At 42.6% G+C, this 23,630-nt stretch carries 17 protein-coding genes; 3 read left to right on the top strand and 14 right to left on the bottom strand.

Annotated features, from left to right (window positions below; genetic code table 11):
• Positions 1 to 37 precede the first annotated feature (37 nt).
• Complete coding sequence (locus tag MKX34_RS07195) at positions 38 to 1,480, top strand: DHA2 family efflux MFS transporter permease subunit (RefSeq protein ID WP_256717717.1); 1,443 nt, start codon at positions 38 to 40, stop codon at positions 1,478 to 1,480.
• Between the two features lie 130 nt (positions 1,481 to 1,610).
• On the opposite strand, the gene MKX34_RS07190 is transcribed toward MKX34_RS07195, so the two are convergent.
• From MKX34_RS07190 to MKX34_RS07165, 6 genes are all read right to left on the bottom strand, one after another.
• Entirely contained in the window at positions 1,611 to 2,597 is a 987-nt protein-coding gene (locus tag MKX34_RS07190; protein ID WP_339204681.1) for a stalk domain-containing protein, read from the bottom strand.
• 286 nt (positions 2,598 to 2,883) lie between these two features.
• Positions 2,884 to 3,756: a hypothetical protein gene (locus tag MKX34_RS07185; protein ID WP_038569409.1), complete on the bottom strand. Its 873-nt coding sequence runs from the start codon at positions 3,754 to 3,756 to the stop codon at positions 2,884 to 2,886.
• A gap of 81 nt (positions 3,757 to 3,837) precedes the next feature.
• Positions 3,838 to 4,971 (bottom strand): DUF4367 domain-containing protein, encoded by a 1,134-nt coding sequence (locus tag MKX34_RS07180; protein WP_076297807.1) that lies wholly within the window; start codon positions 4,969 to 4,971, stop codon positions 3,838 to 3,840.
• A complete protein-coding gene (locus MKX34_RS07175; RefSeq protein WP_081384106.1) occupies positions 4,953 to 5,570 on the bottom strand; it encodes an RNA polymerase sigma factor in 618 nt (205 codons plus the stop codon). The genes MKX34_RS07180 and MKX34_RS07175 overlap by 19 nt, the downstream gene beginning before the upstream one ends.
• A gap of 183 nt (positions 5,571 to 5,753) precedes the next feature.
• Positions 5,754 to 10,331 (bottom strand): endo-1,4-beta-xylanase, encoded by a 4,578-nt coding sequence (locus tag MKX34_RS07170; RefSeq protein ID WP_076297805.1) that lies wholly within the window; start codon positions 10,329 to 10,331, stop codon positions 5,754 to 5,756.
• Positions 10,332 to 10,736: 405 nt separating this feature from the next.
• A complete protein-coding gene (locus tag MKX34_RS07165; RefSeq protein ID WP_038569403.1) occupies positions 10,737 to 11,624 on the bottom strand; it encodes a LysR family transcriptional regulator in 888 nt (295 codons plus the stop codon).
• 111 nt (positions 11,625 to 11,735) lie between these two features.
• On the opposite strand from MKX34_RS07165, the gene MKX34_RS07160 reads away from it, so the two are divergent.
• Positions 11,736 to 13,142: an MFS transporter gene (locus MKX34_RS07160; protein ID WP_076098885.1), complete on the top strand. Its 1,407-nt coding sequence runs from the start codon at positions 11,736 to 11,738 to the stop codon at positions 13,140 to 13,142.
• A 344-nt stretch (positions 13,143 to 13,486) separates the two neighbouring features.
• Positions 13,487 to 16,159: a cation-translocating P-type ATPase gene (locus MKX34_RS07155; RefSeq protein WP_076104740.1), complete on the top strand. Its 2,673-nt coding sequence runs from the start codon at positions 13,487 to 13,489 to the stop codon at positions 16,157 to 16,159.
• Between the two features lie 102 nt (positions 16,160 to 16,261).
• Here MKX34_RS07155 and MKX34_RS07150 read toward each other — a convergent pair whose 3' ends face one another.
• The 8 genes from MKX34_RS07150 to MKX34_RS07115 all read right to left on the bottom strand — a co-directional run bounded on the left by MKX34_RS07150 (position 16,262) and on the right by MKX34_RS07115 (position 23,605).
• Entirely contained in the window at positions 16,262 to 16,471 is a 210-nt protein-coding gene (locus MKX34_RS07150) for a helix-turn-helix transcriptional regulator (protein ID WP_036675786.1), read from the bottom strand.
• A 1-nt stretch (position 16,472) separates the two neighbouring features.
• Positions 16,473 to 16,799 carry a DUF6442 family protein gene (locus MKX34_RS07145; RefSeq protein WP_036675787.1) on the bottom strand — a complete coding sequence of 109 codons (327 nt, stop codon included), beginning with the start codon at positions 16,797 to 16,799 and terminating at the stop codon, positions 16,473 to 16,475.
• A 129-nt stretch (positions 16,800 to 16,928) separates the two neighbouring features.
• Positions 16,929 to 18,017 (bottom strand): nucleotidyltransferase domain-containing protein, encoded by a 1,089-nt coding sequence (locus MKX34_RS07140; RefSeq protein WP_256717711.1) that lies wholly within the window; start codon positions 18,015 to 18,017, stop codon positions 16,929 to 16,931.
• 167 nt (positions 18,018 to 18,184) lie between these two features.
• On the bottom strand, positions 18,185 to 19,057 hold the full coding sequence (locus MKX34_RS07135; RefSeq protein ID WP_036675789.1) for a YitT family protein: 873 nt from the start codon (positions 19,055 to 19,057) through the stop codon (positions 18,185 to 18,187).
• 28 nt (positions 19,058 to 19,085) lie between these two features.
• Positions 19,086 to 20,390: an ectonucleotide pyrophosphatase/phosphodiesterase gene (locus MKX34_RS07130; RefSeq protein ID WP_076104741.1), complete on the bottom strand. Its 1,305-nt coding sequence runs from the start codon at positions 20,388 to 20,390 to the stop codon at positions 19,086 to 19,088.
• Positions 20,387 to 21,646, bottom strand: a complete 1,260-nt coding sequence (locus MKX34_RS07125) for an MFS transporter (protein ID WP_076297804.1) — start codon at positions 21,644 to 21,646, stop codon at positions 20,387 to 20,389. Before MKX34_RS07125 ends, MKX34_RS07130 begins: the two co-directional genes overlap by 4 nt.
• 148 nt (positions 21,647 to 21,794) lie before the next feature.
• Positions 21,795 to 22,241: a V4R domain-containing protein gene (locus tag MKX34_RS07120; protein WP_076104743.1), complete on the bottom strand. Its 447-nt coding sequence runs from the start codon at positions 22,239 to 22,241 to the stop codon at positions 21,795 to 21,797.
• 182 nt (positions 22,242 to 22,423) lie between these two features.
• Entirely contained in the window at positions 22,424 to 23,605 is a 1,182-nt protein-coding gene (locus MKX34_RS07115) for an ATP-binding protein (protein ID WP_038569398.1), read from the bottom strand.
• Positions 23,606 to 23,630 lie beyond the last annotated feature (25 nt).

The following is a 23,630-nucleotide window of genomic DNA, read 5'->3' as shown; positions in this document are numbered from 1 at the left end:
AAGCAGTTCCGTGAAAAAGGGCCCCATCTTATTCATTATGATTTTGGGCGCCTTTCTTGCGACACTGAATCAAACGGTAATGAGCGTTGCCGTTCCGGAGTTAATGCATGATTTTAATATCTCGGCGGCTACAGCTCAGTGGCTGACAACGGGGTATATGCTGGTTAATGGTGTTCTAATTCCAATTACAGCTTATCTAATGCAACGATTTACGACGCGAGAGCTTTTTCAAGCTTCTATGTTTATATTTTTGGCTGGAACGATCGTATCGGCCCTCGCGACAAACTTCCCTGTTCTGTTGACCGGGCGTATGATTCAGGCAGCTGGTGCCGGGATTATCATGCCACTGCTCACGAATGTCATCTTGACCCTGTTCCCTCCTGAAAAGAGAGGGGCTGCCATGGGGATGGTAGGGCTAGCCATTATTTTCGCGCCTGCGATTGGACCTACTCTGGCTGGATATATTTTGGAACATTATTCTTGGGAGACTATGTTTTATGGCATGATTCCTTTGACCGTCATTGTAATCATATGCGGATTTATTTATTTAAAAAATGTATCAGAACGCATCTTTCCCAAGTTGGACATTGTTAGCGTAACTCTTTCTACCATTGGTTTTGGAACCTTGCTGTATGGCTTCAGCCGCGCTGCCAGTGCAGGCTGGTCGAGCGCAGAAGTGTTATTGTCTTTAACAGCAGGTGTGCTTTCCCTTGGCTTATTTACTTGGAGACAGCTGGCTTCCCAAAATCCACTGCTTGATCTCCGGGCCTTTAAATACAATATGTTTTCCTTAACGACTGTCATCAGTATCGCAGTTACAATCGTGATGTATGCGGATATGATGCTGCTGCCTCTGTACCTGCAGAATGCCCGCGGTTTTACAGCGATGGAGTCCGGTTTGCTGCTGCTTCCCGGTGCACTCGTAATGGGATTGTTGATGCCGGTAACCGGAAAGCTGTTCGACCGGTTCGGAGCGAAATGGCTCGCCATCATCGGATTGTTAATTACAATTGCAACGACTCTAAGCTTTGTGAACTTAACCGACTCAACCAGCTACATGTATCTGGTATACATGTCAACAGGCCGCCGGATCGGGATGGCTCTCCTTCTCATGCCTATACAAACCTTGGGTCTAAATCAACTACCCGCCAAGCTTAGTGCGCATGGTACAGCGATTTCAAATACCATTCGACAAGTAGCTGGCGCCGTCGGGACTTCCCTGCTCGTCACCGTAATGACGAGCCGTACTACAACGCATATGAAGGATATGCTGGCCTCTGGCAGCACACAGAACGGAACACAGGAACATATGATTATGGAAGCATCCATTCAAGGGATCAATGATTCCTATCTAGTGATTGTGGGAATTGGCATCCTCGGTCTGCTGCTATCTTTCTTTATTAAACGTGTTGGGCAAGCGCCTGATCCTGAGCAAGAACCCAAAGTGAAGCTAAAAAAAGTCATTGCCAAAGAAGCTTGATATATAGAAGTTATCAGCACTGTTTAAGAATCATAAAAAAGAGATCAACGATGAATGACATCGTTGATCTCTTTTTAGTTTGATCTTTATTACAACAATTAGCGACCAAACCATCTGCTAACTTGCATAACTATTTCAGTTTAAAATAGATGGACCTTTTGTCGGACTCAAGCTTGCTATCGTTTCTATAAAGAACAAGGTTGTTCTCCTTGCCTTTGATCATTGGCAGAATAACTTTACCCGAAGCTTCAAAAGAACCCGGTTTACTTGGGGTGACTTCAGGAAAATCAGCTAACAACTTTTCGATATTTTCTCCGAGAGATCCCTCAAAATAATCACTAGAGCCACCAATATAGTATTGTCCACTGGATGTTTCTACCCCCCAAATGGTAGGTGTAAAACTTGAAAGGAACTTCCGCCCTTGGTCCTGACTACCTTTTACAAGAGTGGCGTTCTTCACCTTAAGCGTTACATCAAGCAGGACATAATCTACAGCTACATCGGGATCAGTGACATGTTCCTCAAACCCAAGAGCATGTAATTGTCCGAGAGTAGTCGACGTAACCTTATTGATAGTGAAAGTATATTGAACAGATGTTGAATCACCTTTAGGGCTATAATTGTTATCAAGGTCCGTATAAGTAAAAGAAGTACCTAACTTCACTGCATCTGCAAACGAAACGCCGCTGTTACTGGAAGTCGTAGCGGAAGATGAGGCAGCAGGCTTTGGTGTTGCCTGCGGTGTGGACTCGGTTGCAGGCGGAGTAGATACGGTTGCTGGCTTCGCAGTAGCTTGTGCAACGGTATTGTCCTTATCCGGGACAACGGATGTAGATGTTCCGCCGTTCGCCGATGTGATCACAACAGCTTGACGACTGTTATCCCATTTCACGGTTGCCCCCAGTGCTTCAGATACAGCCTTGGCGGATACATAGCTATGTCCCTCATAGATAATTGGGTACATTGTTCCTTCACTACTTGACAGGTTCACTTTCTGATTATCCACTTCAATGCTGATGGCCGCATTCTGATATGCAGAAATCTTCTTCAATGTCGTGTCTGCGTAAGCGACTGCACCCACAGCCAACAGCATTGAGCTAACTGTAATAATTGACATGACTTTTTTACTTGTTACCTTTAGCATCTTACACTCTTCTTTCATGTTTATGTATATGAATCTCGAAAATTATATCACTTTATATCGAATATTGTAAATATTGGAATGATAGGATATTCGTTCTTTATTTGTGAATACTTAAAAAAGACACATTTCCATTGCCAACGCCACATTTCGCTTTTAATCTCCTAAATAGCGTGAATACTATAGATCTTTATACTCAAACCAAAAAGCAGCCCTGGGGGCTGCCTTAATCAAATTAATTAGTAAGTGTCTTAGAATCATTCTACGCCGAAGCTTCAATGATCTGTCCTGCCAAAGCAATCAAATCCTCCTTGGTCAGGTGTCCACCGGTTTCCCGAATAATATAATTGACACGGGTCTTTGGATTCATCCATGCAACTGACTTGTACTCCATCTTATCAATAGGTGTGTATACCACCTCTTGGCCACTCACTTTTAGCTTCTGCGACTGTGCATTTGCTGGTTCGGATTCAACAGTCGTATCCTTAGGTCCTGCAGGTTCGGCAGCGATGGCAAGAACTCCTCTTTTACCATTTTTCTCTGTGGTCATATTATAGATGATGTTGATAGCTGTACGCTTCTCCTGCAATTTCTTTACATATATTTTCTTATCGGACGCCTTACCCTCGGCGATCACTTGATAGTATATCTTATCCTGTTCTTTTTTCGTCATATATGGAGAAACAATTGCCCTGAAAAAATTGTAGCCTTCCGGAGGCTCTTGCAATTGCAGTGGCATGGAGGTATTGCCGGCAGCATACTTTTCCACATATTCATTATACGTATTAAACGAAAGGGAATAATATGCACCCGCAGTGGGTGATCCCTTAGCATAGGCTTGATATTCCTTGTCATTAATATACACATATCTGATTTCTCCAGGTTTAAGCTCTTCACTTAATGCTTTCTGCTGCAGATCTTTGAGATTCTTGAATTTTTTTTGTTCCTGATCTGTTTTCGCTTTGGCAGCTTCATCGATGCCCTGAGCTATATATTTGACTTCCGCCTTAATGGCGGTTTCTTCCACAGACTGAGCAACAGACTTCTCGGCGTAAGCTTCTCCTTTGAAGCCATAACCTAAACCGAACATTAGGGTCATACTGGTCATGGCAATGAGTGTTTTTCTATTATTCATTAAAATACCTCACCTTCCTGTATATGTAGTACTCTTACATAACACTTACGTTACCGGATTTGTGACATCAAATTTCTATACTTATTTCATCATGTCGGCAGCAATTCGGATAACCTCCTCTTTGGTTAAAGAAGAAGACTCCGGTGCAGCAGTCATATCGTATACTACATTTTGTTCTGGATCCGTCCAGACAAGTCTGTATCTATACCCCAACTTTATTTCATTGTTTGTAGTTTCCGTATAGATCAGTTGGGTTCCGTTAACAAGAATATTCTGTACGATTGTGGTGTTCGTCCTTAGTAAGCTTTCCACCGTTCCGGACTTTGCCTTGATGTGTTTGGCATTAATTCTTACCATACTCTCCCCTTTTTTGTATCTCATCGACGAATAGTCATAATTAATACTGGCCGTAGCTTCTTTTTTCCACATAACCCGGTAACCGCCTTCCAGCTTTATACCATCAGTAAGGGCAAGCAGTTCCTTCTCGTTGACCTCAAAATCAGGTTGTATCCATGCTTGATCAAAAACATACCCTTCTGGCAGATACTCCGGACGTGGCAAATATGGCACCTTATACTCTTCTGCTTTGGCTAAATAACTGGAATAATCATTAAATAGCATCGCAGGAATAACTCTGCCAAGCTGAGGACGTTCATCTCCAGCACCTTCCTTTTTTAACACGTAAGAAGCGCCCTCTCCCGGTAGTAATAATTTCTCTACAACTCTATATGCCTCTAAATTTTTTTCACTCAGCAGCTCTTCTTCTTTGGTCGCCACTCTCTGAGGAATTTTTACCTTTGAAGGAACTAACGGATTCTTAGATACTTCAATCGTCCCCCCTTCCTTCGTTGCAAGAAGCGGCTCGTATGGCAGCACCTCATATTGAAATTTGGCAGCTTGCCAGGGACTCTCCTTAAACAAGGAATAGCTGCCTCCTACCAAGACAACCAGGATCAGCACCGCTGCCCATCTCCTTACAGGCCTGCTCCACATGCGCTTACGGTATCGTTTGGCATAGGTTTCTGGCTCCACTCTATGCATAATATCTGGGATGTCCCCCTCCTGCTGGTGAGGTACAGGCTTAACAGCAAGGCGACCATTACCTAGCCCGATGGCTTGCATTACAGAATCATGAACATCAACCAGCGGAAGTTTGGCAGAATTATCCCCCTCCTTCAGAAACAACTCTTCGGAAGTCAATTCGTCCTTGCGCATAGTTGTTTCTCCTTTCTTTCAATGACTTCTCTGAGCTTGCACCTTGTCCGCTCGTACCGTTTCCTAACTGTGACCGTACTTTTACCCAGAATTTCACTAATTTCTGCAAATGATTTATCTTCAAAAATGCGCAAAATCAACAGATTGCGTTCCTCCACGCTAAGCTTTTCCAGGGCAGAGGCCACGGATTCACTGAACAACTGATTTTCTACCATTTGTTCAGCGCTTTTAGTGGTTACATCCTGTCTGAGTAACTTTCGCAGCTGATTTTGAAATTTCTTCCGGCGCAGTTGATTCAGGCAATGATTATAGGAAACCCTGTAGAGCCATGAGTTAAAACTCACCTGAGACTCAAAATGGCCGATGTTCTGATAAGCCTTAATAAATATGTCCTGAACCGCATCCTCGGCTTCTTCCTTATTGTTCAACAAGCGAAAGCAGTAGAGGTATATCCGTTGTTGGTAGAGTCTGATAATATCTGAAAAAAGGTAGACTTCCCCCGCTTGTATCCGCTTTATCTTTTCTTCAATAGAGTCCACGACTGTCTCCTTTCTACTATCAGTACAGTTATAACACTTGAGCGGTCTGTTTCGTGACATTTTTTTCCGTTTTAGCTCCGATTTAACGGAACATACACAAAAAAATCGCTGCTCCTCTCCGCAGGGAGGTGAGCAGCGATGCTTAAAACAGAAGAACGCAAGGGATGGTTATACACGTATTTCCGCTCTTCAGATTAAAAATGAACATGAGCTAATTCAGAGTTTTTTTCTCTGCTGCCGGGACTACAGCTTCCAGATACGGTACAGGATGACTGCCGCTTCAGCACGGGTAAGCGTATCGTTCGGCGCAATTCTATTATTCTTTCCGTTTACGACTCCGGATTTGATCAACAATGATGCGCTGTCTTTTGCGTAGCTGGATATACTTGCTTCATCTAGATAAGCAGCTACAGTACCGCTCGCCTTAACTTGCTTGCCGGCTGCCGCCAGCGCGCGTGCTGTCAGCACCATCATATCTTGTCTGGAGATATTGCTATTGGGTCTGAACGTATCATCTTTAAAACCTGTAGCAATTCCCAGTTCCTTCGCGATGACCAGTTCATCATAATAATAGTCCGTCTTTTGGACATCGTTGAACATTATTGCACTTTTGCCCGTTCCCTTCAGTTCAAGCGCTCTTACGAGGAGAGCAATGAAATCCGCTCGTTTGATTGAATCTGCAGGTGAAAAGTTGTTCACCGACGTTCCTTTGATGATATCGCGAGCCGCCATAACGCCTATAGCTTGTTTAGCCCATGACAGATTCTGCAGATCTCCGAAGTCTTTCTTTACGAAGGTTACTGCATAAGTGCTGAAGTGGGTTGTTTGAAAGACAACCGTTTGGGTTGCAGCATCATATCGACCGTTCGGAACCGGCATTACGTTGCCTTTGCCATCGATGTACCAAACGACGATAAGCTCTGGATGGTTAAGCTCCTCCGCTGTCGGCACGTAAGGAATGGCTATCGTTACAGGTGCGTTAGGGTTATTCCAAGGAATAACTTTGTCACCTGCTACTAAGCTTAGACCGATAATTGGATGGTTGCCAATCATATTGCGGGTAGCTGCTTCCAAGCTGTCCTTGGTGACTTTATTTATTCGTATGGATACTTGTTCAGCACTGTCTGTTACATTGGACAACATATTGCTTGGAATTTGAATTGTGGTTTTTTCCGTCTTAAGCAATAGTTCATAGTTTTCTTTCCCCATTAGACTTTGGGTCGGTAATTGTATATCATACCCTTTCGTGTCCGTTTGCTTTGGCACTTCAATGATAATTTGTTTCTTGCCGTTTGCCGCTACACTAGCCAGTTCAAGCGCTTTTTTCATGTTGTCGCTGGAGATCGTACCTATGACATACCCATTATCGGACTTTACCTCCAGTTTAATCGTAACAATACCATCTTTGTTTGTAATGGCTCCAGGTTGTGGAGTTGATACAACATTACCGGTGCTGCTACCCGTTGGTGCATTTGTTGGCGCTGGCGTCGCTGTTTGAACAGGTGTCGGGGTTGCCGATGGTTCCGTTGGGTTTGTTGGATCCGTTGGATCTGTTGGGTCAGTTGGGTCTGTTGGATCGGTTGGGCTCGTTGGTGTCGGTGTCGGTGCTGTTGTCGGCGTTGGGGTTGGTTCCGGACCGGCAGATTTCCCCTTTAAAGTAAGCACACCATAAACGGATGTGTCCATATACCCAGTTCCACTCGTATCGTTCCAAGCCGCGACACTTTGACGTGAGCCCTCTTTAGCATCGTTGATCTGTACATCGAAACCAAGCTTTTTATCGTTGTCCGGAGTGATCCCTTGAAGTGGAATCTTCACTTCAACCGTATAGTTTGTTCCGGAAATCTGGGTTGCCGATTCGAAGCCGGCTGCGATACTTGAAGGATTAAATGAAGTCTCGTTGTCAAAATTGACTCTGTACTGGCCATCATCATCTTGATAAAACGTCGTTTTCCCATTATTTTGGTCCACGAAGATTTCGACCGAATCCTGTTCATGTGCATTCACGCTGCTCTTATCAAGCTGCGTATCACTCACCTGGACTAGGACATATAAATATTGATCATCCCAGAGTGCTTTTGCTACTCCGCTCGCTCCTTGCCAAGCGGTTTGATACCGATTGACCGGAATCTCAGCGGTCTGGCTCCAGATCTCGTCAACTGTTCCGTCTATAACAGGTGCAGCGAATTTGGCAGTAGATTGATTGGCTTCTACTGATTCAGGCTCATGCTCTTCAATGAAGGTATCAGGATCGATAACGCCATAGTAAGCCGGCTTAGCTTGCAGATTTTTATCGAATAACAACGGATTGGATGAAGCTCTCCAGCTTGTATTATCATCCATTCCCCAGAAGGTAACACGTTTGATAGAATCAGCGTGATCCCTGAAGATATTTAACAACTGTGCATACAGATAACCCTGCGCATTAGCAAGCTTTTCAGAAAGCTGATAGTTGCTTCCGGCCTGAATGTCCAGCTCAGTTATGCTTACTTCGACACCCAAGGAAATGAACTTTTCCAAGGATAGCTTCACATTCTCTGGGTTCGTATTGATGCTGTAGTGCCCCTGCATGCCAACCCCGTCGATAAGCAATTTGCCAGGGTGAGTCAGCGCGTACCTTTCATTGATTTCTTTGACCATACTGTAGATGGCCTGCGCTTTATTCTGATTGTCTTCGTTATAATCGTTGTAATAGAGCTTAATATCCCAATCTGGATGCGTGTCCAGCACTTCTCTTGCCGCCAGGAAGGCTTGCTCTACGTAATCTGCTCCAATAGCACTTTTCCATGGGGCGGAACGCAGCGCAGTTTTCCAATCTGTTGGGTTGGATGGGTTATCGCTCATCGCCTCATTTACAACATCCCAGGAGATCACCTTGTCACCAAAATGCTCCATAACGGTTTGGATATGGGTCTGCAAATTCATAAGAGCTTCATCCCGTCCCAAGGGGATCGTGTTGTTAGCTGCGTCTGTTGTTGTATTCAGCCATGCAGGCGATTGTTGATGCCATACCAACACATGTCCATGCATCTGCATGCCCTCAGCCAGTACTTTATCTACAATTGTATCTGCCGCGGTAAACGTGAAGTTGCCCTTCGTAGGCTGCAACGCGTCCGGCTTCATGGCATTACCTGCCGTAGCAACATTGTGATGCATTTTCAGAAGCTCAAGTCTGACACCTTCCAGATCCTCAGCGGTTATCGCATTTCCGATCAGAAAATCACTCTGGTAAGCATCCTTAATCGGCACAAGATCTTTTTCGATATCAACCGGGCCAGAGCCTACCTTTTCAAAATTAATATCATCGATATAAAATGAGGCCGCGCTATTACTGGAGCTTTCCACATAAATGGTCAAATACTCACTGCTTACATTGTTATAACGGTAAGTTCCCTCGAACTGAATCCAGCCATCGCTTGCGCTGATGGTTTTAGGTGCGAGCTGCACATAATTGGCGCTGCTTCCATCGCCAACCTGCGTGGACAGCTGAAGCTGCGAGCTTGCTGGCTGGATCAGCTTGACCCATAACGAAATTTTATATTCGTAGCCTTTGTCCACAAACTTCTCCACACGTAATGTCGGCCCATGCCATGTACTGGTTCTGCCCTCAACCTTCAAAGCGTATGAACCACCATCTGTATGATTCGCTTCATTAGTAACCGTAAGCGTTTCAGTACCTGCTCTGCCTTCAAAACCACCTGCCGTTTGATCCTCAAAAGTAACAGTGGTAAAAGGTAAAGCTGGGTCTCTAGGTGTTTCTGGTGTTGGAGTTGGCTCTACTGTAGCCACCTTTTCTGTGACCAATACATCCCCAATGTAGAACGGAACCGTTTTCCCTTCATCGTTGGATTGAACACGCAGTGTTGTATCTTTGTCCGTATCCACGGTAAATTCTTTCGTCAAGGTGACCGCTTGGCCTGCTTCATAACTCACATTTGCCAAAAGAGCGTAGCTGCCTATCGCTTGAAGATAAGCTTGGGCACCGCTAGGTACAGTCACATCAGCGTCTACATACACGGATGCAGTTACCGTGTAGGTTTTGCCGTTTTCTAGGCCCATATCCCTGAATTTAAAATCAACCGCGTCCCAGTTATTCGCTCGGTTGCTTACATATAAAGCTGCCCCGTCAGCATTGCCCGCAAAAACTTTTCCGGTGACAGGGGTTAGGTTAGCGCTACCTGATTGTGAGGCTAAACCTTTGCCACTCGCAAAAGTTTCGTGATAGATTTCTTTATCCGTTTCCGTCACCGCTTTTTTTGCTGTAATGAGGAGCTCCCCAATGTAGAACGGAACCGTTTTCCCGTCATCGTTGGATTGAACACGCAGCGTTGTATCTTTGTCCGTATCCACGGTAAATTCTTTCGTCAAGGTGACCGCTTGGCCTGCTTCATAATTCACATTTGCCAAAAGAGCGTAGCTGCCTATCGCTTGAAGATAAGCTTGGGCACCGCTAGGTACAATCACATCAGCGTCTACATACACGGATGCAGTTACCGTGTAGGTTTTGCCGTTTTCTAGGCCCATATCGCTGAATTTAAAATCAGCCGCGTCCCAGTTATTCGCTCGGTTGCTTACATATAAAGCTGCCCCGTCAGCATTGCCCGCAAAAACTTTATCGGTCACAGGTGTAAGGCTAGCACTGCCTGCTTGAGCTGCAATACCCTTGCCACTCGCAAAAGTTTCGTGATATACCGTTACCGTATCTGATGATACTGTCGTATCCTGCGCCGCAGCTTCAGTAACCGGAGCGATCCAGCTTGTCGGAATAAGCAAGGCAGCTGCGAGTAAAATCGAGATTACTTGTTTAAGCATTCTACTCATTTAATGCATTCCTCCTCTAGTGATTTTCATACAAATCAGTTAATGACCTACCTTATTAGCACCAGCCCTATATTCCCACGCTAATTTCTTTACCTGCTAAATCCTCAATTTCAACAGTGGCACAATCATTCCGAAGAGCAGTAGAACATCATCACAAATGAATCTTTTTACTTACAGACCCCCTCCTTTTATGTAAACGCTTTCATGTGTACTCACACTATTTTACAGCCTCGCTGCTACGCACTACTACGCTAATATTAAAGGTGTTACCCCCCATAATTATAGGAAAACGTATGTATGATTAAAGATTCTACGTATTTAACCCAAAAGAAAACCCCACTTACGGACCGTTGAACGTAACGGAAGGTAACGGGGACTTGGTTTGTTATTTGTTCTGCGGCGTAATTAAATTGTCTGTTTGGATAACGCTCCAAAATATTCTACAACTACCTCCCGAAATTCCAAAGCAGCCTGAGAAATGTACCGGCTCCTGTGCCACAATAGAGCTATCTCCCTTTCCAATTCGTGATTCTCTACTTGGAGGTATTGGATATCTTCCCGTGAATTCCGTGCCGTGCTTGGTATGAAAGCTAAGCCAATTTCAGCTTCCACAAGAGTGCTAAGCCTTGCAGGTTCATCCCCCTCATACACATATTTAGGCACAAATCCTACCGATTTGCATACAGAGTCTATTAAATCGCGAGTACCATAACCACTCTTTACACCAACAAACCATTCATCCCTTAGCTCTGTCAAAGATACGCTGCTTCGATTAGCCAGCCGATGCCCCTTTGGAACAGCCACAAGAATCGGATCGATAAAGACGATTTGACATTCGATGTCATCCCCTTTTATTGGAGGTGAGGATAAGCAATAATCAACCTCTCCTCTATTAAGAAGTGTAACCATTTCCTGCGTGGTCAACATTTGCACATGGTATTGAATATCAGGCCGCTTTTTCCGAAACTCTCGCAGGATATTGGGTAATGTGCTTGCGGTCGTCACCGCTAATTCGAGTGTGCCATGTTCAGGACTGGATAAATCGCTAAGCTCCTGTTTTCCCTGCTCCAATTCAAATAATGCCCTTTCAGCTCGGCGAAGGAACCGGCTTCCGGACTCATTCAGTCGCAGCTTTCTTCCTACCCGATCGAATAAAGGTACCCCCAGATCCTCCTCCAAACGCTGAATCGTTTTGCTTAGTGAAGATTGAGTAACGTGTAGATTTCGTGCAGCTTCAGTCATATGTTCCAACCGAGCTACCGCGAGAAAATATTGCAGTTGCAGAAGTTCCATTTCGCACCTCCATTCATTCCCTCAAGTCAATGAGATCATAACATAAAATGCGTTGGAATGAATAATCGATTTCAAGTACGATGACATTAATAAGCTTTAGGGGGATTTAAAATGAGTGTTCGCAACAGGTGGTTAATGATTTCAGTAGGTCTGGGGATTTTATTGAACCCTTTAAATTCTTCGATGGTGTCTGTGGCTATTCCAAGGCTGCAAAATGTATTCCAGCTTGACTATACAGGTGTTTCCTGGATTATTTTTTCTTTTTACATTGCAAGCAGCATCGCTCAACCTGTCATGGGAAAGGCCAGCGATTTATTCGGCCGGAGGAAAATATTTCTTACCGGGCTTGTCGTATCCTTCATTGCAGGTTTATTAGCTCCTCTCTCCCCAAACTTTGGCTGTCTCATCGTGTTCCGTATTGTGCAAGCCATTGGAACTAGCATGATGGTTGCCGTTGGAATGGCCATTGTGCGGATTCATATTACGGAGAAACAAGCGACCGCACTGTCTGTTTTATCCATCTTCCTATCCGGCGCGGCAGCAATTGGACCCTTTATTGGCGGGGTTATTATTCACTGGTGGGACTGGCCAGCTATCTTTTTCGTCAATATTCCATTCGTGGTGGCGAGCTTTCTATTATCTTGGAGGCATATCCCCAAGGACGAACCGTCAACAACCATTACCCGGGGAATGTCCCTGCGCAAATGGTTTGATTTGATTGATGCGTCAGGAATCCTGCTCTTCACTGTGGGGCTGGTTGGCGTGCTCCTTGGATTGCTTTCAGCAAAATCATCCGGACATATCTCATTAATACATGTCATTACCTTGCTAACAGGACTCATTCTGCTGGGGGCATTCGTCCGGCATGAGCTAAAAGCGGCGTCACCCTTTATTCCTTTACGTACATTCGCCAAATATCCGGCAATGACTTGGGTTAATGTTGAATTCATGCTCGTTAATGTACTTTTTTACTCACTCTTTTTCGGGATTCCATCCTACTTGCAAATGGTACGTCATGTCAGTGAATTCCAAACTGGGATTCTCATGCTAACGCTGGGATTATGCTCGCTGGTTACTGCTCCAATAGCAGGACGCTGGATCGATAGATCAGGACCCCGGCCAGCATTGCTGGTGTCCGGGGTCCTGATGACATTGGGATCAGTGTGGCTTGTGACCTTAAATCAGACTTCACCGGTGATCAGTGTATGTGTGGCTTTAGCTGCATTTGGTATTAGCAACGGATTGAACAATGTCGGCCTGCAAGCAGCCTTGTTCCAAAGTTCTCCAAAAGAAATCATCGGTGTTGCCTCCGGATTATTTAATACATCGAGATACCTGGGAACCATTCTCTCTTCATTGTTAATAGGTATCATAATGGGAGGTAAGTTTAGCTTCGCGGGATTTCAAGTCCTTGGGGTTATCCTCACGGTAATTGCATTGTCTTTGGTATTCATGAGTCGGAGGCACCGTGAGTCAGGGCAATTGCATGAGCCGGCTAATTCGGGCGCTAACAAATAGGAAAGTATAGACAAATAAGACCTGTCATCAGACAGGTCTTGTTTTGTTCTTTTAATGCGTAGCCTCAACCCTTTATGAGTTTTATTTAACTCTTCAAGGTGGGGATAAACTCGATTCATAAATAGGATAATAAATAAAGCGCCCATAGTAAACTTGTGCTCGGTGAGCCAAAAACATAATGAAGAAACCAGATTTACATATATTTTTCCGTCCAATTTCAAGCTCAAAAGACACATTTATAATGTAAAAACAGTTTATGCAGCTCGATATTTTGAAACTTGTCCCGGCTTGAACCGTAATTTTTAAGAACAAAGACACAGCACAGCAGAGAGGAGCTATCATTAGTGGAATATTACCGCAACAATGTAGCCGACAGTTTACAGGATGTTCAGAGTTCAGCTAACGGGCTTACTTCGGCAGAAGTCGACAATCGTCTAAAAGATTATGGTTTTAACGAATTAAAAGGAAAGAAAAAAGATCCTGTTTGGAAGCTTTTTCTTGAAAACTTCAAAGACCCTATGGTAGTCGTACTGCTTATAGCCGCCATTGTCCAGATTGTTATGGGACAAGTTATGGAGTCGCTTATTATTTTCCTCGTGTTGATTCTCAATGCAGTTATAAGTGTCATCCAGACCCGTAAAGCGGAGAGTTCACTGGACGCCTTGCAGCAGATGTCAGCACCCGAGGCCAAAGTGCTGCGTGATGGAGAATTAAAAACCGTCCCGGCAAGGGAACTTGTACGCGGTGATATCGTCTGGCTGGAAGCCGGCGATTTCGTACCCGCCGATGGCCGGATTATAGAATCGGAAAGCTTAAAAATAAATGAGGGTATGCTAACCGGAGAATCCGAAGCTGTGGAAAAGCATACAAATATCATCGCGAAAGAATCTCCGCTTGGAGACCGGCGTAATATGGCGTTCAGCGGTTCACTAGTTGTATATGGCCGCGGAACGCTAGTAGTAACGGGAACTGCACTCACTACCGAAATCGGAAAAATTGCTGAACTCATTGAAAGCGCCGAAGCCAAGCAAACGCCGCTGCAGCGCAAGCTCGAAACATTCAGCAAGCAGCTGGGGGTAGCAATTATACTCCTGTCCATTGTAATCTTTGCCATCCAGGCCGGACGTGTTTGGTTATCGAATGAGACTGTGGATACAACAGAAGCTATCCTGAATGCGTTAATGTTTGCAGTCGCTGTGGCGGTTGCTGCGATTCCCGAAGCTCTTTCCTCAATAGTAACTATTGTCCTATCCGTAGGTACTAATAAGATGGCTAAGCAACATGCGATTATTCGTAAGCTACCCGCTGTCGAAGCCCTTGGGTCAACCAGTGTCATCTGTACAGATAAAACCGGTACCCTCACCCAGAATAAAATGACTGTTGTAGATTACTTTCTTCCAGAAGGTGACCGTGATCAATTCAATCAAGCGCCTGAAGAATGGTCTGAAGAAGCCCGGCGGCTCCTGCATATTGCCGTGCTCTGCAACGACTCTAACATTAATGAGGATGGTAAAGAGCTGGGTGATCCTACAGAGGTAGCACTTATTGCCTTCAGCAACAGCAAGAATAAAGATTATAAGGAAATACGCGATAATTTCCCTCGCGAAGCCGAACTACCTTTTGACTCGGATCGCAAGCTGATGACGACCTTGCATACTTTTAACGGACAAAAAGCAATGATTACTAAAGGTGGACCCGATGTGCTCTTTGGTCTATGCTCGCATGTACTGTTAAGTGGAAAAGAAGTGCCGATGACACCAGAAGTTCTTGAACGCTTCTTCGAAGCCAATGAGGAGTTCTCCAGCAGAGCACTCCGTGTACTTGCCTATGCCTACAAAACCGTACCAAATACAGTTACTGAAGTCGGATTGGAGGATGAACAAAATCTAGTGCTCGTAGGTTTGACAGCTATGATTGATCCACCTCGGGAAGCTGTCTACGGCGCGATCGCAGAATCTCAGAAGGCTGGAATCCGAACCATCATGATTACCGGTGATCATAAGACAACCGCACAAGCGATCGGCCGCGATATCGGTCTGATGACTGAGAATGAAATTGCCGTAACCGGCCAAGAACTCGATGCCATGTCCGACGAGGAACTTGATCACAAACTCGAGCAGATTGGTGTGTACGCCCGTGTCTCTCCGGAGAACAAGATCAGGATTGTCCGCGCGTGGCAGCGGAAAGGCAAAATAACAGCCATGACCGGTGATGGTGTAAATGACGCACCTGCTTTGAAGCAAGCAGATATCGGAGTTGCCATGGGCAGTGGAACCGATGTTGCCAAAGATGCGGCTGCCATGATTTTGACCGATGATAATTTTGTATCCATTGTCAATGCTGTATCTGTGGGCAGAACGGTATTTGACAATATCAAAAAAGCGATCGCCTATTTGTTTTCCGGTAACCTGGGTGCAATTATCGCCATCCTCTTTGCCCTTATTTTCAACTGGATTAATCCTTTCACAGCGATTCAGCTTCTATTCATCAATCTGGCGAATGATTCTCTGCCCGCCATAGCTCTTGGGATGGAAAAACCTGAACCTAATGTGATGAACAGAAAACCAAGAGAGCTCAAAGAAGGAATATTCGCAGGAGGAATGATGCAGGCCATTGTCACTCGTGGTCTACTCATAGGTATAGCTGTTATCATATCCCTGTATATCGGACTTCAGGATTCGCCTGATATGGGCGTAGCTATGGCATTCACAACCCTGATCTTGTCTCGTACATTGCAGACCTTTGCCGCCCGTTCGAACAGTCAAACTGCTATTGAAGCTGGCCTTTTCAGCAACAAATACGTCATCGGAGCCGTTCTGGTCTGCTTTGCCTTTTACGGCATTGCGGTTCTGCCAGGAGTTAGAGAAATCTTCTCGATTCCGGCTTCATTTGGAATGTCAGAGTGGCTGATTGCAGCAGGCTTAGCCCTCGGCTCCCTCATCCTAATGGAATTAACGAAGGTTGTTCGAAGAGCTTTTACACCCAAATCTGTTGAACAGAACCCTGTAAATTCCTGAGTAAGCTATAATCGACTGAAAAAAAAAACAGCGATCTCCAATGATGGAGTATCGCTGTTTTTCTGACATCTAGAGTTAAACCCAGAAAAGCTTCTGTTGATTTTAATCAAAATAAAATAATTCTTCGAATTTTTTATCCAACGCAATACATAAAATCAAAGCTAATTTTGCAGTAGGGTTAAACTGTCCGGTTTCAATCGAGCTTATAGTATTTCTTGAGACACCCACCATTTCTGCCAATTGTGCTTGCGATAATTTTTGTTCCGTTCTTGCTTCGCGCAGTTTATTTTTTAAAACCAAAGGTTCACTCATACTAATCACTCATCCCATAAAAGTAAATAAACAAAAACGAAACACTTATAATTAATCCTAAAATGAAATTGAGTAAATGCATCTTTTTCTTAGTTACAGAATACATCCCAAGACCTTCACAGCTCAAATATCCAAAAAACATGGCTATCAAGGCTTTTAATGCAAGATTTGTTTCCTGACTATGATTATATAAACTGAAGACACTCAGAATGCAAAATACAATCAACATTCCAATGAATCCGCTTTTTCTGCCTTTAGCAAATACAAATTCTTTTCCTTCGTCTCCTTTTTCATTTCTGCTTTTTTCTAATATTTCTTCCTTTTTCATAAAAATTTCTCCTTTCAAATTGAAAAGATGATGACAAGTTTTCTTGTCATCATTATTATAATACGCCAAGTTTTCTTGTCAAATAAAAAATAGCCCACTTCAATCCAAAGATTGGTAGTGGGCTATTTTCTATACCTTCATATATTCGTTATATAATTGCTCGAAAGTATTGTATCGTTCGACTTTCCTGCCTACCTTGTTGTATTCCTCCAGATATTCATCCATGACCTTCAGAAACTCATTTTTAAAGACTTGAAGATGGTCAGAATCAAAATACTGCATGATATCAAACTTTTTAGTTCCCTTCCATTCTGTCATTTCATCAAGAAAACCTTGTATACCCATTGCTGCAAGATACGCATACGATCTATCACCCGATTCTACACTTGCTATAATCTTATTGCGGTAGTTGCACCATAATTCCTCATAAGTTCCGCCAAGATTATCATAACTTGGGACAGGCTGCACTACAAAATCCTTATACATTTTATTATACAAATCATTGATGTTTTTAAGGGCCTTATATGCTGCACTTCTGATTTCATCGGTAGTCTTCGCATCTATCACAGCCATATATATCTTTTCAAAATCATCAGGAACATAACGGTACGTAGCTATTTCCTCTAAATATCTCTTAATTCCCCGTTTGAAATAAGTATTGTTCAAATGAGTTAGCGCATTTAACAAATTGTATAAAACTTCGCTTGAAGCATACCTTACTGCTCCTATATCTGCAGAAAGTAATGTATTCGCATATTCCTGTTTTGCTATGTCTATACACTTTTTCGCTCTACTGATACATTCTCTCCCTATAGGCATTGCCAGAGCATCGAGTGCTCTCTGTTTATATAAATTTAGCTTTTCCAAATATTCGGGTTTTGCACAGTATAACACCTGTAAATCCACCAGACATGAAATCATTGGACTCTCGAGATTGGCTTGATCTTCTATCCTTGTTTCCCATGGCGTACAATATAGATCGTATCCAATATCATCCAAAATAAAACACGAAGATATCCCCCAGCCTTGCTCTGTGTTATTAATTATGATTAGATCAAGATCGCTTTTTTCATGAAAATCCCCAGTACTAAAAGAACCTGTAAGCCCAATAATTGCAATATCATCAGAAAAATCTCTCTTAGCCCGTTCAATGACCATGCTAATAAGCTTTTCATTTTTGATTAAGATCTTTTCTTTATGAACAGCATCCATATCCATGTCCCCTCTCCAACCTTATTAATTCTATTGTATAAGCATGTTGTTAGAGTAGGTATTCCAACTTTAATTATATTAAATCTATACCAAGCCTTTCCTCTCCTTCAAAGAAAACAAAAAACGCGCTGGCAAGAGCATAATTAGCTTCTCTCCAACGCGATTTATAGTCATTAGTGAATATTTTTCTTTTTGAAACTGCCGCCCTTAACTTCTGCAACATCGTAGACTACTACAAAGGCATTAGGGTCAATTTCACGAATAATGTCTTTTATTTTACTTTCTTCCAGACGGTTAATGACACAAGTGATTTCTTTGAATTGTTCATTTGAGTAGCCGCCATAAGCATCTGTATAAGTTGCTCCACGACCCAATCGGTCACGAATAGTCTCGACCATGATTTCCGGTTGAATAGTGATGATTTTAAACGTTTTAGAGCCACTCAAACCTTCTTCAATAATATGAATGACCTTAGAAGCAATAAAATAAGCAAGTGCTGATAGAATAGCCCCTTGTAGGCCAAATACTGTTGAAACAACAATAAATACAAACATGTTTAGAAATAAGATTAAATCACTGGTCCCAAAAGGTAATTTTCGTGAAAGTAAGACAGCTAACATATCTATCCCATCTAATGCTCCACCATTACGTAAGGCTAACCCCATACCAAAACCGATAATAATCCCGCCAACAACGGTAATTAATAAAGTATCACCTTCTATAATCGTCGGTACATGATGCATAAGACTAGTGCCAATAGCCAGTGAAGCAATACCGATAACGGAATAAAGAGCAAAGCTTTTACCAATTTGCTTATATCCTAGCCACACAAAAGGGATATTAATTATGCCAATTAGCAGCCCTAGCGGTAAGCCAAACAGTTCAGAGCCAACGATGCTTAGACCTGTGACACCTCCATCTGAGACATTGTTGGGTATCAATACCGATTCTAGACCATAGGCAGCTATTAGCGCCCCAATAATAATCATGAATACTTTTGAGAATATCTTGAGTTTATTTGATTTCTGTTTACGCGTTTCAATCATTGAATTTCTCCGTTTCACATTGCTTAATTTAGTCCATAAAAATTTCCTCTAAAGGTCTTCCGTCACCTGGATTAAAATCAATCCCTAAAATCTTTGCCATCGTGGGGGCTATATCTACCATTTCGATGTCCCCTATAGGATACCCATTTCTAATCTTTTCCCCGGAGACAACCAAGTTGCATCTATAGCCGTCTTTATCAGGAGAATAGCCATGCGTGGCAAATTTAACGCCTTGTTTGTCCAAATCAACAATCGTTGGTTCATCCATACTTTCGTCGAAACAATAACCTCTCTTAGCCTCAAGCATATACTTTGTGGTTTGGCCCACATGAAAAAAATCCAGTTCATCTCTAGCATACAATTTCTCTATACCTGAGGATTCATCTCTCATATGATCTCCAATAACAGCTAATGCTATTTGCTCAGCTTCTTCATCGCCCTGCCGGATATGCAAGTAAGCCGCTCCACCCCCACACTGAAAGTAAGCTCTCCACTTCATTTCGCCGTTCTCTTCATAGATCAGGCCCTTTTCCTGCAAAAGGTTGTTCAAATGCACTCTGTACCTAACATTAAACTGGCCATGGTCCCCCAAAATTAAAAAAATCGTATCATCCTTCATCCCCGCTTCATCCACTGCCTGCATAATATCGCCTAACCTTTTATCCATACGTGTGATTACCTGCTTCACTTCGTCACTGTCAGTTCCATAAGCATGTTTGGCATCATCCAGATCGATCAGATGCATCATTAGAAGATTAGGTTTTTTGCGCTTAATCGTGTCTATAGCACATTTGGTCGTGAAGTCATCCAGATAGGGCTGCTCAATCCCTTTGCGGATCCGGCCATATTTCAGCTCCATATCCACGCAGTATAAGGGGCTTCCGCTTTTTAATATCTTCAGTGCCTGATTTTCGTTTTTGATGGCTCTGATTTCAGGTATATTGTATTGGATGGAGGATTTACCCGATACTGGCCATAGGATTCCGGCTGTGCTCATCTTATGCTCGCGCGCAACATCGTAAATCGTTGGCACCTTGATCGCATTTCTAAACCAGAACCAATTCTGCTCCTCTTCCTTAATAAAAGGCTGAAACGGATTGTTGTGATGGATGCCATGCTTATCCGGATATACACCGGTTGCTATGGTGGTATGCACTACATATGTGAGCGTGGGATACACACTTTTCAATTTATCGCTATGGGCTCCGTTTTTAATTAATTCCGCTAAGTTTGGAAGCCGGCTGGCCAATGCCCAGTGGTCTTCTGAAAAGGCATCGTAAGAGATGACGATCAAATGCTTGGCCATAGCCGTTTGTGCTTTAATTGACTTCATAGAATAAGCCCCTTAGGTTCGTCATGTTCAGGCTGCTCTTTAGGTAAAGTTATAAATACGAATAATCCAATAATAAAAAGTGGGATAATCGCTAAAATACTAAATTTAGCATTACCTGTTAAGGTTGTTGTTAAAGACATTACAGCAGGACCAACAATGGCCGCGAACTTGCCAAAAATATTGTAAAAACCAAAGAATTCATTGGAATTCTCCTTTGGAATGATCTTCGCATAATAAGACCTGCTGAGCGCCTGAATGCCTCCCTGAGCGGAACCAATTAGCGCACCTAAAATAAATATATGCCACACTGAAGTGATAAAAAAAGCCGCGATGCAGGAAATGATATATGTAACAATTCCCACGATTATCAAAGTCCTGGCGGAGTATTTTTTGGCGAGATTACCATACAGGATTGCAGAAGGAAAAGCGATGATCTGGATAACTAATAATATCCCCAGTAAGGTAAAGGTGTCAAAAGCATCCGCACCCAGAACCGATGTGGCATAGGGCACTACCATTTTAATAATCGTATCTACCCCATCAATATAAAGAAAGTACGCAATTAAGAAAACAAATACAACTTTATGCTGTCTAACATTCCTAAAGGTGTCTCCCAGTCTTTTAAAACTGTTGATTACAGGTCTTGGTTCAGGCTCAATATAATATCTCTGCTTCACATCTCTGATCATGGGTATGGTCAACAGCCCCCACCAAAGGGCAGTAATGATAAACCCAATCTGATAACCGATCGACTTCTCCATCCCCATAAACAGAATCAATAGTAGGCTGATGCCAAATGGAATGACGCTGGCGATATATCCATAAGCAAAACCTTTTGTGGATACCTTATCCATCCTTTCATCAGTGGTTATATCCACAAGAAAAGAGTCATAAAAAATATTGGCTCCAGCAAAACCTATGACAGACAGGATGTAAAACACAATCAATAACTGCCACTGCCCGCTCGCAGGTGCAACGAATGCCAACGAAGCCGTAGCCAGCACACCGATCAAAGAGAAAAATAAGAAAAAGCGCTTTTTCTTATCCTTGCAATCTGCGATCGTGCCTAAAATCGGACTAAGGATAGCCACAAGAATACTAGCAATGGAGTTAAAGTACCCTAAATCCATGCTGCTGTTAACATTTGAAAACATGCCAAATACAATAGGCAATAATGCAGTTGTAACCGCCATCGAATAGGCTGAATTACCACAGTCATATAAAATCCATGATTTTTCCTCTTTGCTAAGTTTCATCTAACAGCCACCTTTTCACCTATTTGTAACTGTTATATCATTTCAGCATAAGAACCATGTTAAATGAATGTTAATTCCATCACAACTTCTTCATAAAAAAACGACCTTTTAAAAATCGAAAGGTCGCTTACTCGCTTTTATATATGATTTAATATTTGACGATATATTCGCAATATTCATCCCCATTAACATTACATTTTATTTCCCGGACGGAAACCCGCTTTCCACGAATTTTAGTAAGTGCTCCTTCGATAATGGCCCCCTCCAGGTCACAAACCATTTTCCCTTCCATAATAGGTAACCCTTCGCAGAAACAATCGTGTACTGCAATCGTCATCCCCTTGTCATCTTCATGGGTTATTATAGGAATCCCTATCTTCAATTCTTCGAATAACTCGAATAGTTCATTAACCGAGGTAACACCAAATTCTTCCCCAATTTTTCTTCCTATAGTCAACGTTGTACCCTTACCATTCATGGGTAACGCTTGATATAAACCAATCAGTCTGATCGTTCTGAAAAGCTCTAAAGGTACGACATTACCTAAATTTTTTCTCTTTATTTTTTTCATATCTGTAAAAGTAAATTGATCCATGCCAGTAGCCTCCAATTGCTTATGTAATTTATATTTCAAATTTAATTGATATATTGAGTATAAACGTATCCAATAATTGCTTTGTGATCTTACGCACATCCTATTTTTTTGTAGAACTATAACAAAAAAAGCAACTTCCCTGTTGGCAAGTCGCTCCTTCATTCATTAGATGCAGCAGCATCTCAAATATGATAATCATAAACCCAAGGCAAAATAACCTTCACGCTAGTTCCAACCTGAACCTCTGAATCTACCTTAATATGCCCCCCATACATTTCAATTAATTGTTTACAAATCGATAATCCAATCCCTGTCCCTTTTTGCTTGGTAGTAAAGAAAGGGTCAAATATCCGTTTTAATTTATCCTGTGGAATTCCTTCTCCATTGTCTTTAAAGAGTAGAATAATTTCGTTTGTCTCAGCAGCTGTGGTAACAGAAATATCTATTCTGCCTCTAAAAGCTGTGAAGGAATCGATACTATTTTTCAAAATATTAAGAATTACCTGCTCTAGCTGAGAGGCGCTCCCAAACGTCAGTACTTTTTCTAAAGAGCACTCTACTGAAAGTATAATATCATCACTAAGTATGAGTTGATTCACAATGTTATTAACTCTATGTATAACCTCCATAACGTTAAATACTACGCCGTTATTTTTTGTACTGTCACCTTTTCGAGCCAGTATTAGAAAGTCCGTTACTAATCCATTCAGAGCATCAATCTCTTTGATGGTTATATCCAGATATGCACGCAATTCATCCGCTTTGATCTCCGGCTCATTTAGCCTGATATTTACAAGCTGAGCAAAACCTTTAATCGAAGCTAGCGGATTTCTTATTTCATGCGCCATTCCTGCTGCCATTTGTCCCATAACAGCAATTTTTTGTTCATGTAAATTGTCAATCTGTTGATTTTTATTAGACAAATAACCTTGTGCAAAGCCAGTAAAACGGGTCCAGTTGCATTCCATTAAACGATTATAAAAAAACAATCGGATCGCGGAATCATCTACAAACTCTTCAATGATCTTAAACATAATATTCTGAGCGGTTAAATTTAAATCCTTGCTCATATCAAGTAAAATATCAAAATGATCACCGAATATTTCTGCAGTATAAACCCCTTGCTCAGCCCCCTCTTTTTCTAGCAGGTTTAAGTATTGATCGTAACCAAAAGAATCAAAAAACAAGGCTTCTACCATACTCATTAATATCGTACTGAATGATGAATCTAACAATTCCTTATGCGCCTCTACAAACCAGGAGAATTCGATGTTTTTCATAGTCATAGAATGATAATGCCTGTTTAAAATGATTGGAACTGCTAAGGTTAATGACGAACGCAATTCATTTTCTTTGTATGACATTTTCATCCTCCTTCTTTGTAGTTTG

This window comes from Paenibacillus sp. FSL R5-0636 (genome assembly GCF_037974255.1).
Taxonomy (GTDB): Bacteria; Bacillota; Bacilli; order Paenibacillales; family Paenibacillaceae; genus Paenibacillus_AQ; species Paenibacillus_AQ odorifer.
The sequence above is the reverse complement of the archived record's forward strand: the minus strand, read 5'-3'. Positions and strand labels throughout refer to the sequence as shown.

Coding starts and splice junctions, on each gene's coding strand:
- MKX34_RS07195 (WP_256717717.1), top strand. CDS start 38: ATGATTTTGGGCGCCTTTCTTGCGACACTGAATCAAACGGTAATGAGC.
- MKX34_RS07190 (WP_339204681.1), bottom strand. CDS start 2,597: ATGTCAATTATTACAGTTAGCTCAATGCTGTTGGCTGTGGGTGCAGTC.
- MKX34_RS07185 (WP_038569409.1), bottom strand. CDS start 3,756: ATGAATAATAGAAAAACACTCATTGCCATGACCAGTATGACCCTAATG.
- MKX34_RS07180 (WP_076297807.1), bottom strand. CDS start 4,971: ATGCGCAAGGACGAATTGACTTCCGAAGAGTTGTTTCTGAAGGAGGGG.
- MKX34_RS07175 (WP_081384106.1), bottom strand. CDS start 5,570: ATGTCACGAAACAGACCGCTCAAGTGTTATAACTGTACTGATAGTAGA.
- MKX34_RS07170 (WP_076297805.1), bottom strand. CDS start 10,331: ATGAGTAGAATGCTTAAACAAGTAATCTCGATTTTACTCGCAGCTGCC.
- MKX34_RS07165 (WP_038569403.1), bottom strand. CDS start 11,624: ATGGAACTTCTGCAACTGCAATATTTTCTCGCGGTAGCTCGGTTGGAA.
- MKX34_RS07160 (WP_076098885.1), top strand. CDS start 11,736: ATGAGTGTTCGCAACAGGTGGTTAATGATTTCAGTAGGTCTGGGGATT.
- MKX34_RS07150 (WP_036675786.1), bottom strand. CDS start 16,471: ATGAGTGAACCTTTGGTTTTAAAAAATAAACTGCGCGAAGCAAGAACG.
- MKX34_RS07145 (WP_036675787.1), bottom strand. CDS start 16,799: ATGAAAAAGGAAGAAATATTAGAAAAAAGCAGAAATGAAAAAGGAGAC.
- MKX34_RS07140 (WP_256717711.1), bottom strand. CDS start 18,017: ATGGATATGGATGCTGTTCATAAAGAAAAGATCTTAATCAAAAATGAA.
- MKX34_RS07135 (WP_036675789.1), bottom strand. CDS start 19,057: ATGATTGAAACGCGTAAACAGAAATCAAATAAACTCAAGATATTCTCA.
- MKX34_RS07130 (WP_076104741.1), bottom strand. CDS start 20,390: ATGAAGTCAATTAAAGCACAAACGGCTATGGCCAAGCATTTGATCGTC.
- MKX34_RS07125 (WP_076297804.1), bottom strand. CDS start 21,646: ATGAAACTTAGCAAAGAGGAAAAATCATGGATTTTATATGACTGTGGT.
- MKX34_RS07120 (WP_076104743.1), bottom strand. CDS start 22,241: ATGGATCAATTTACTTTTACAGATATGAAAAAAATAAAGAGAAAAAAT.
- MKX34_RS07115 (WP_038569398.1), bottom strand. CDS start 23,605: ATGTCATACAAAGAAAATGAATTGCGTTCGTCATTAACCTTAGCAGTT.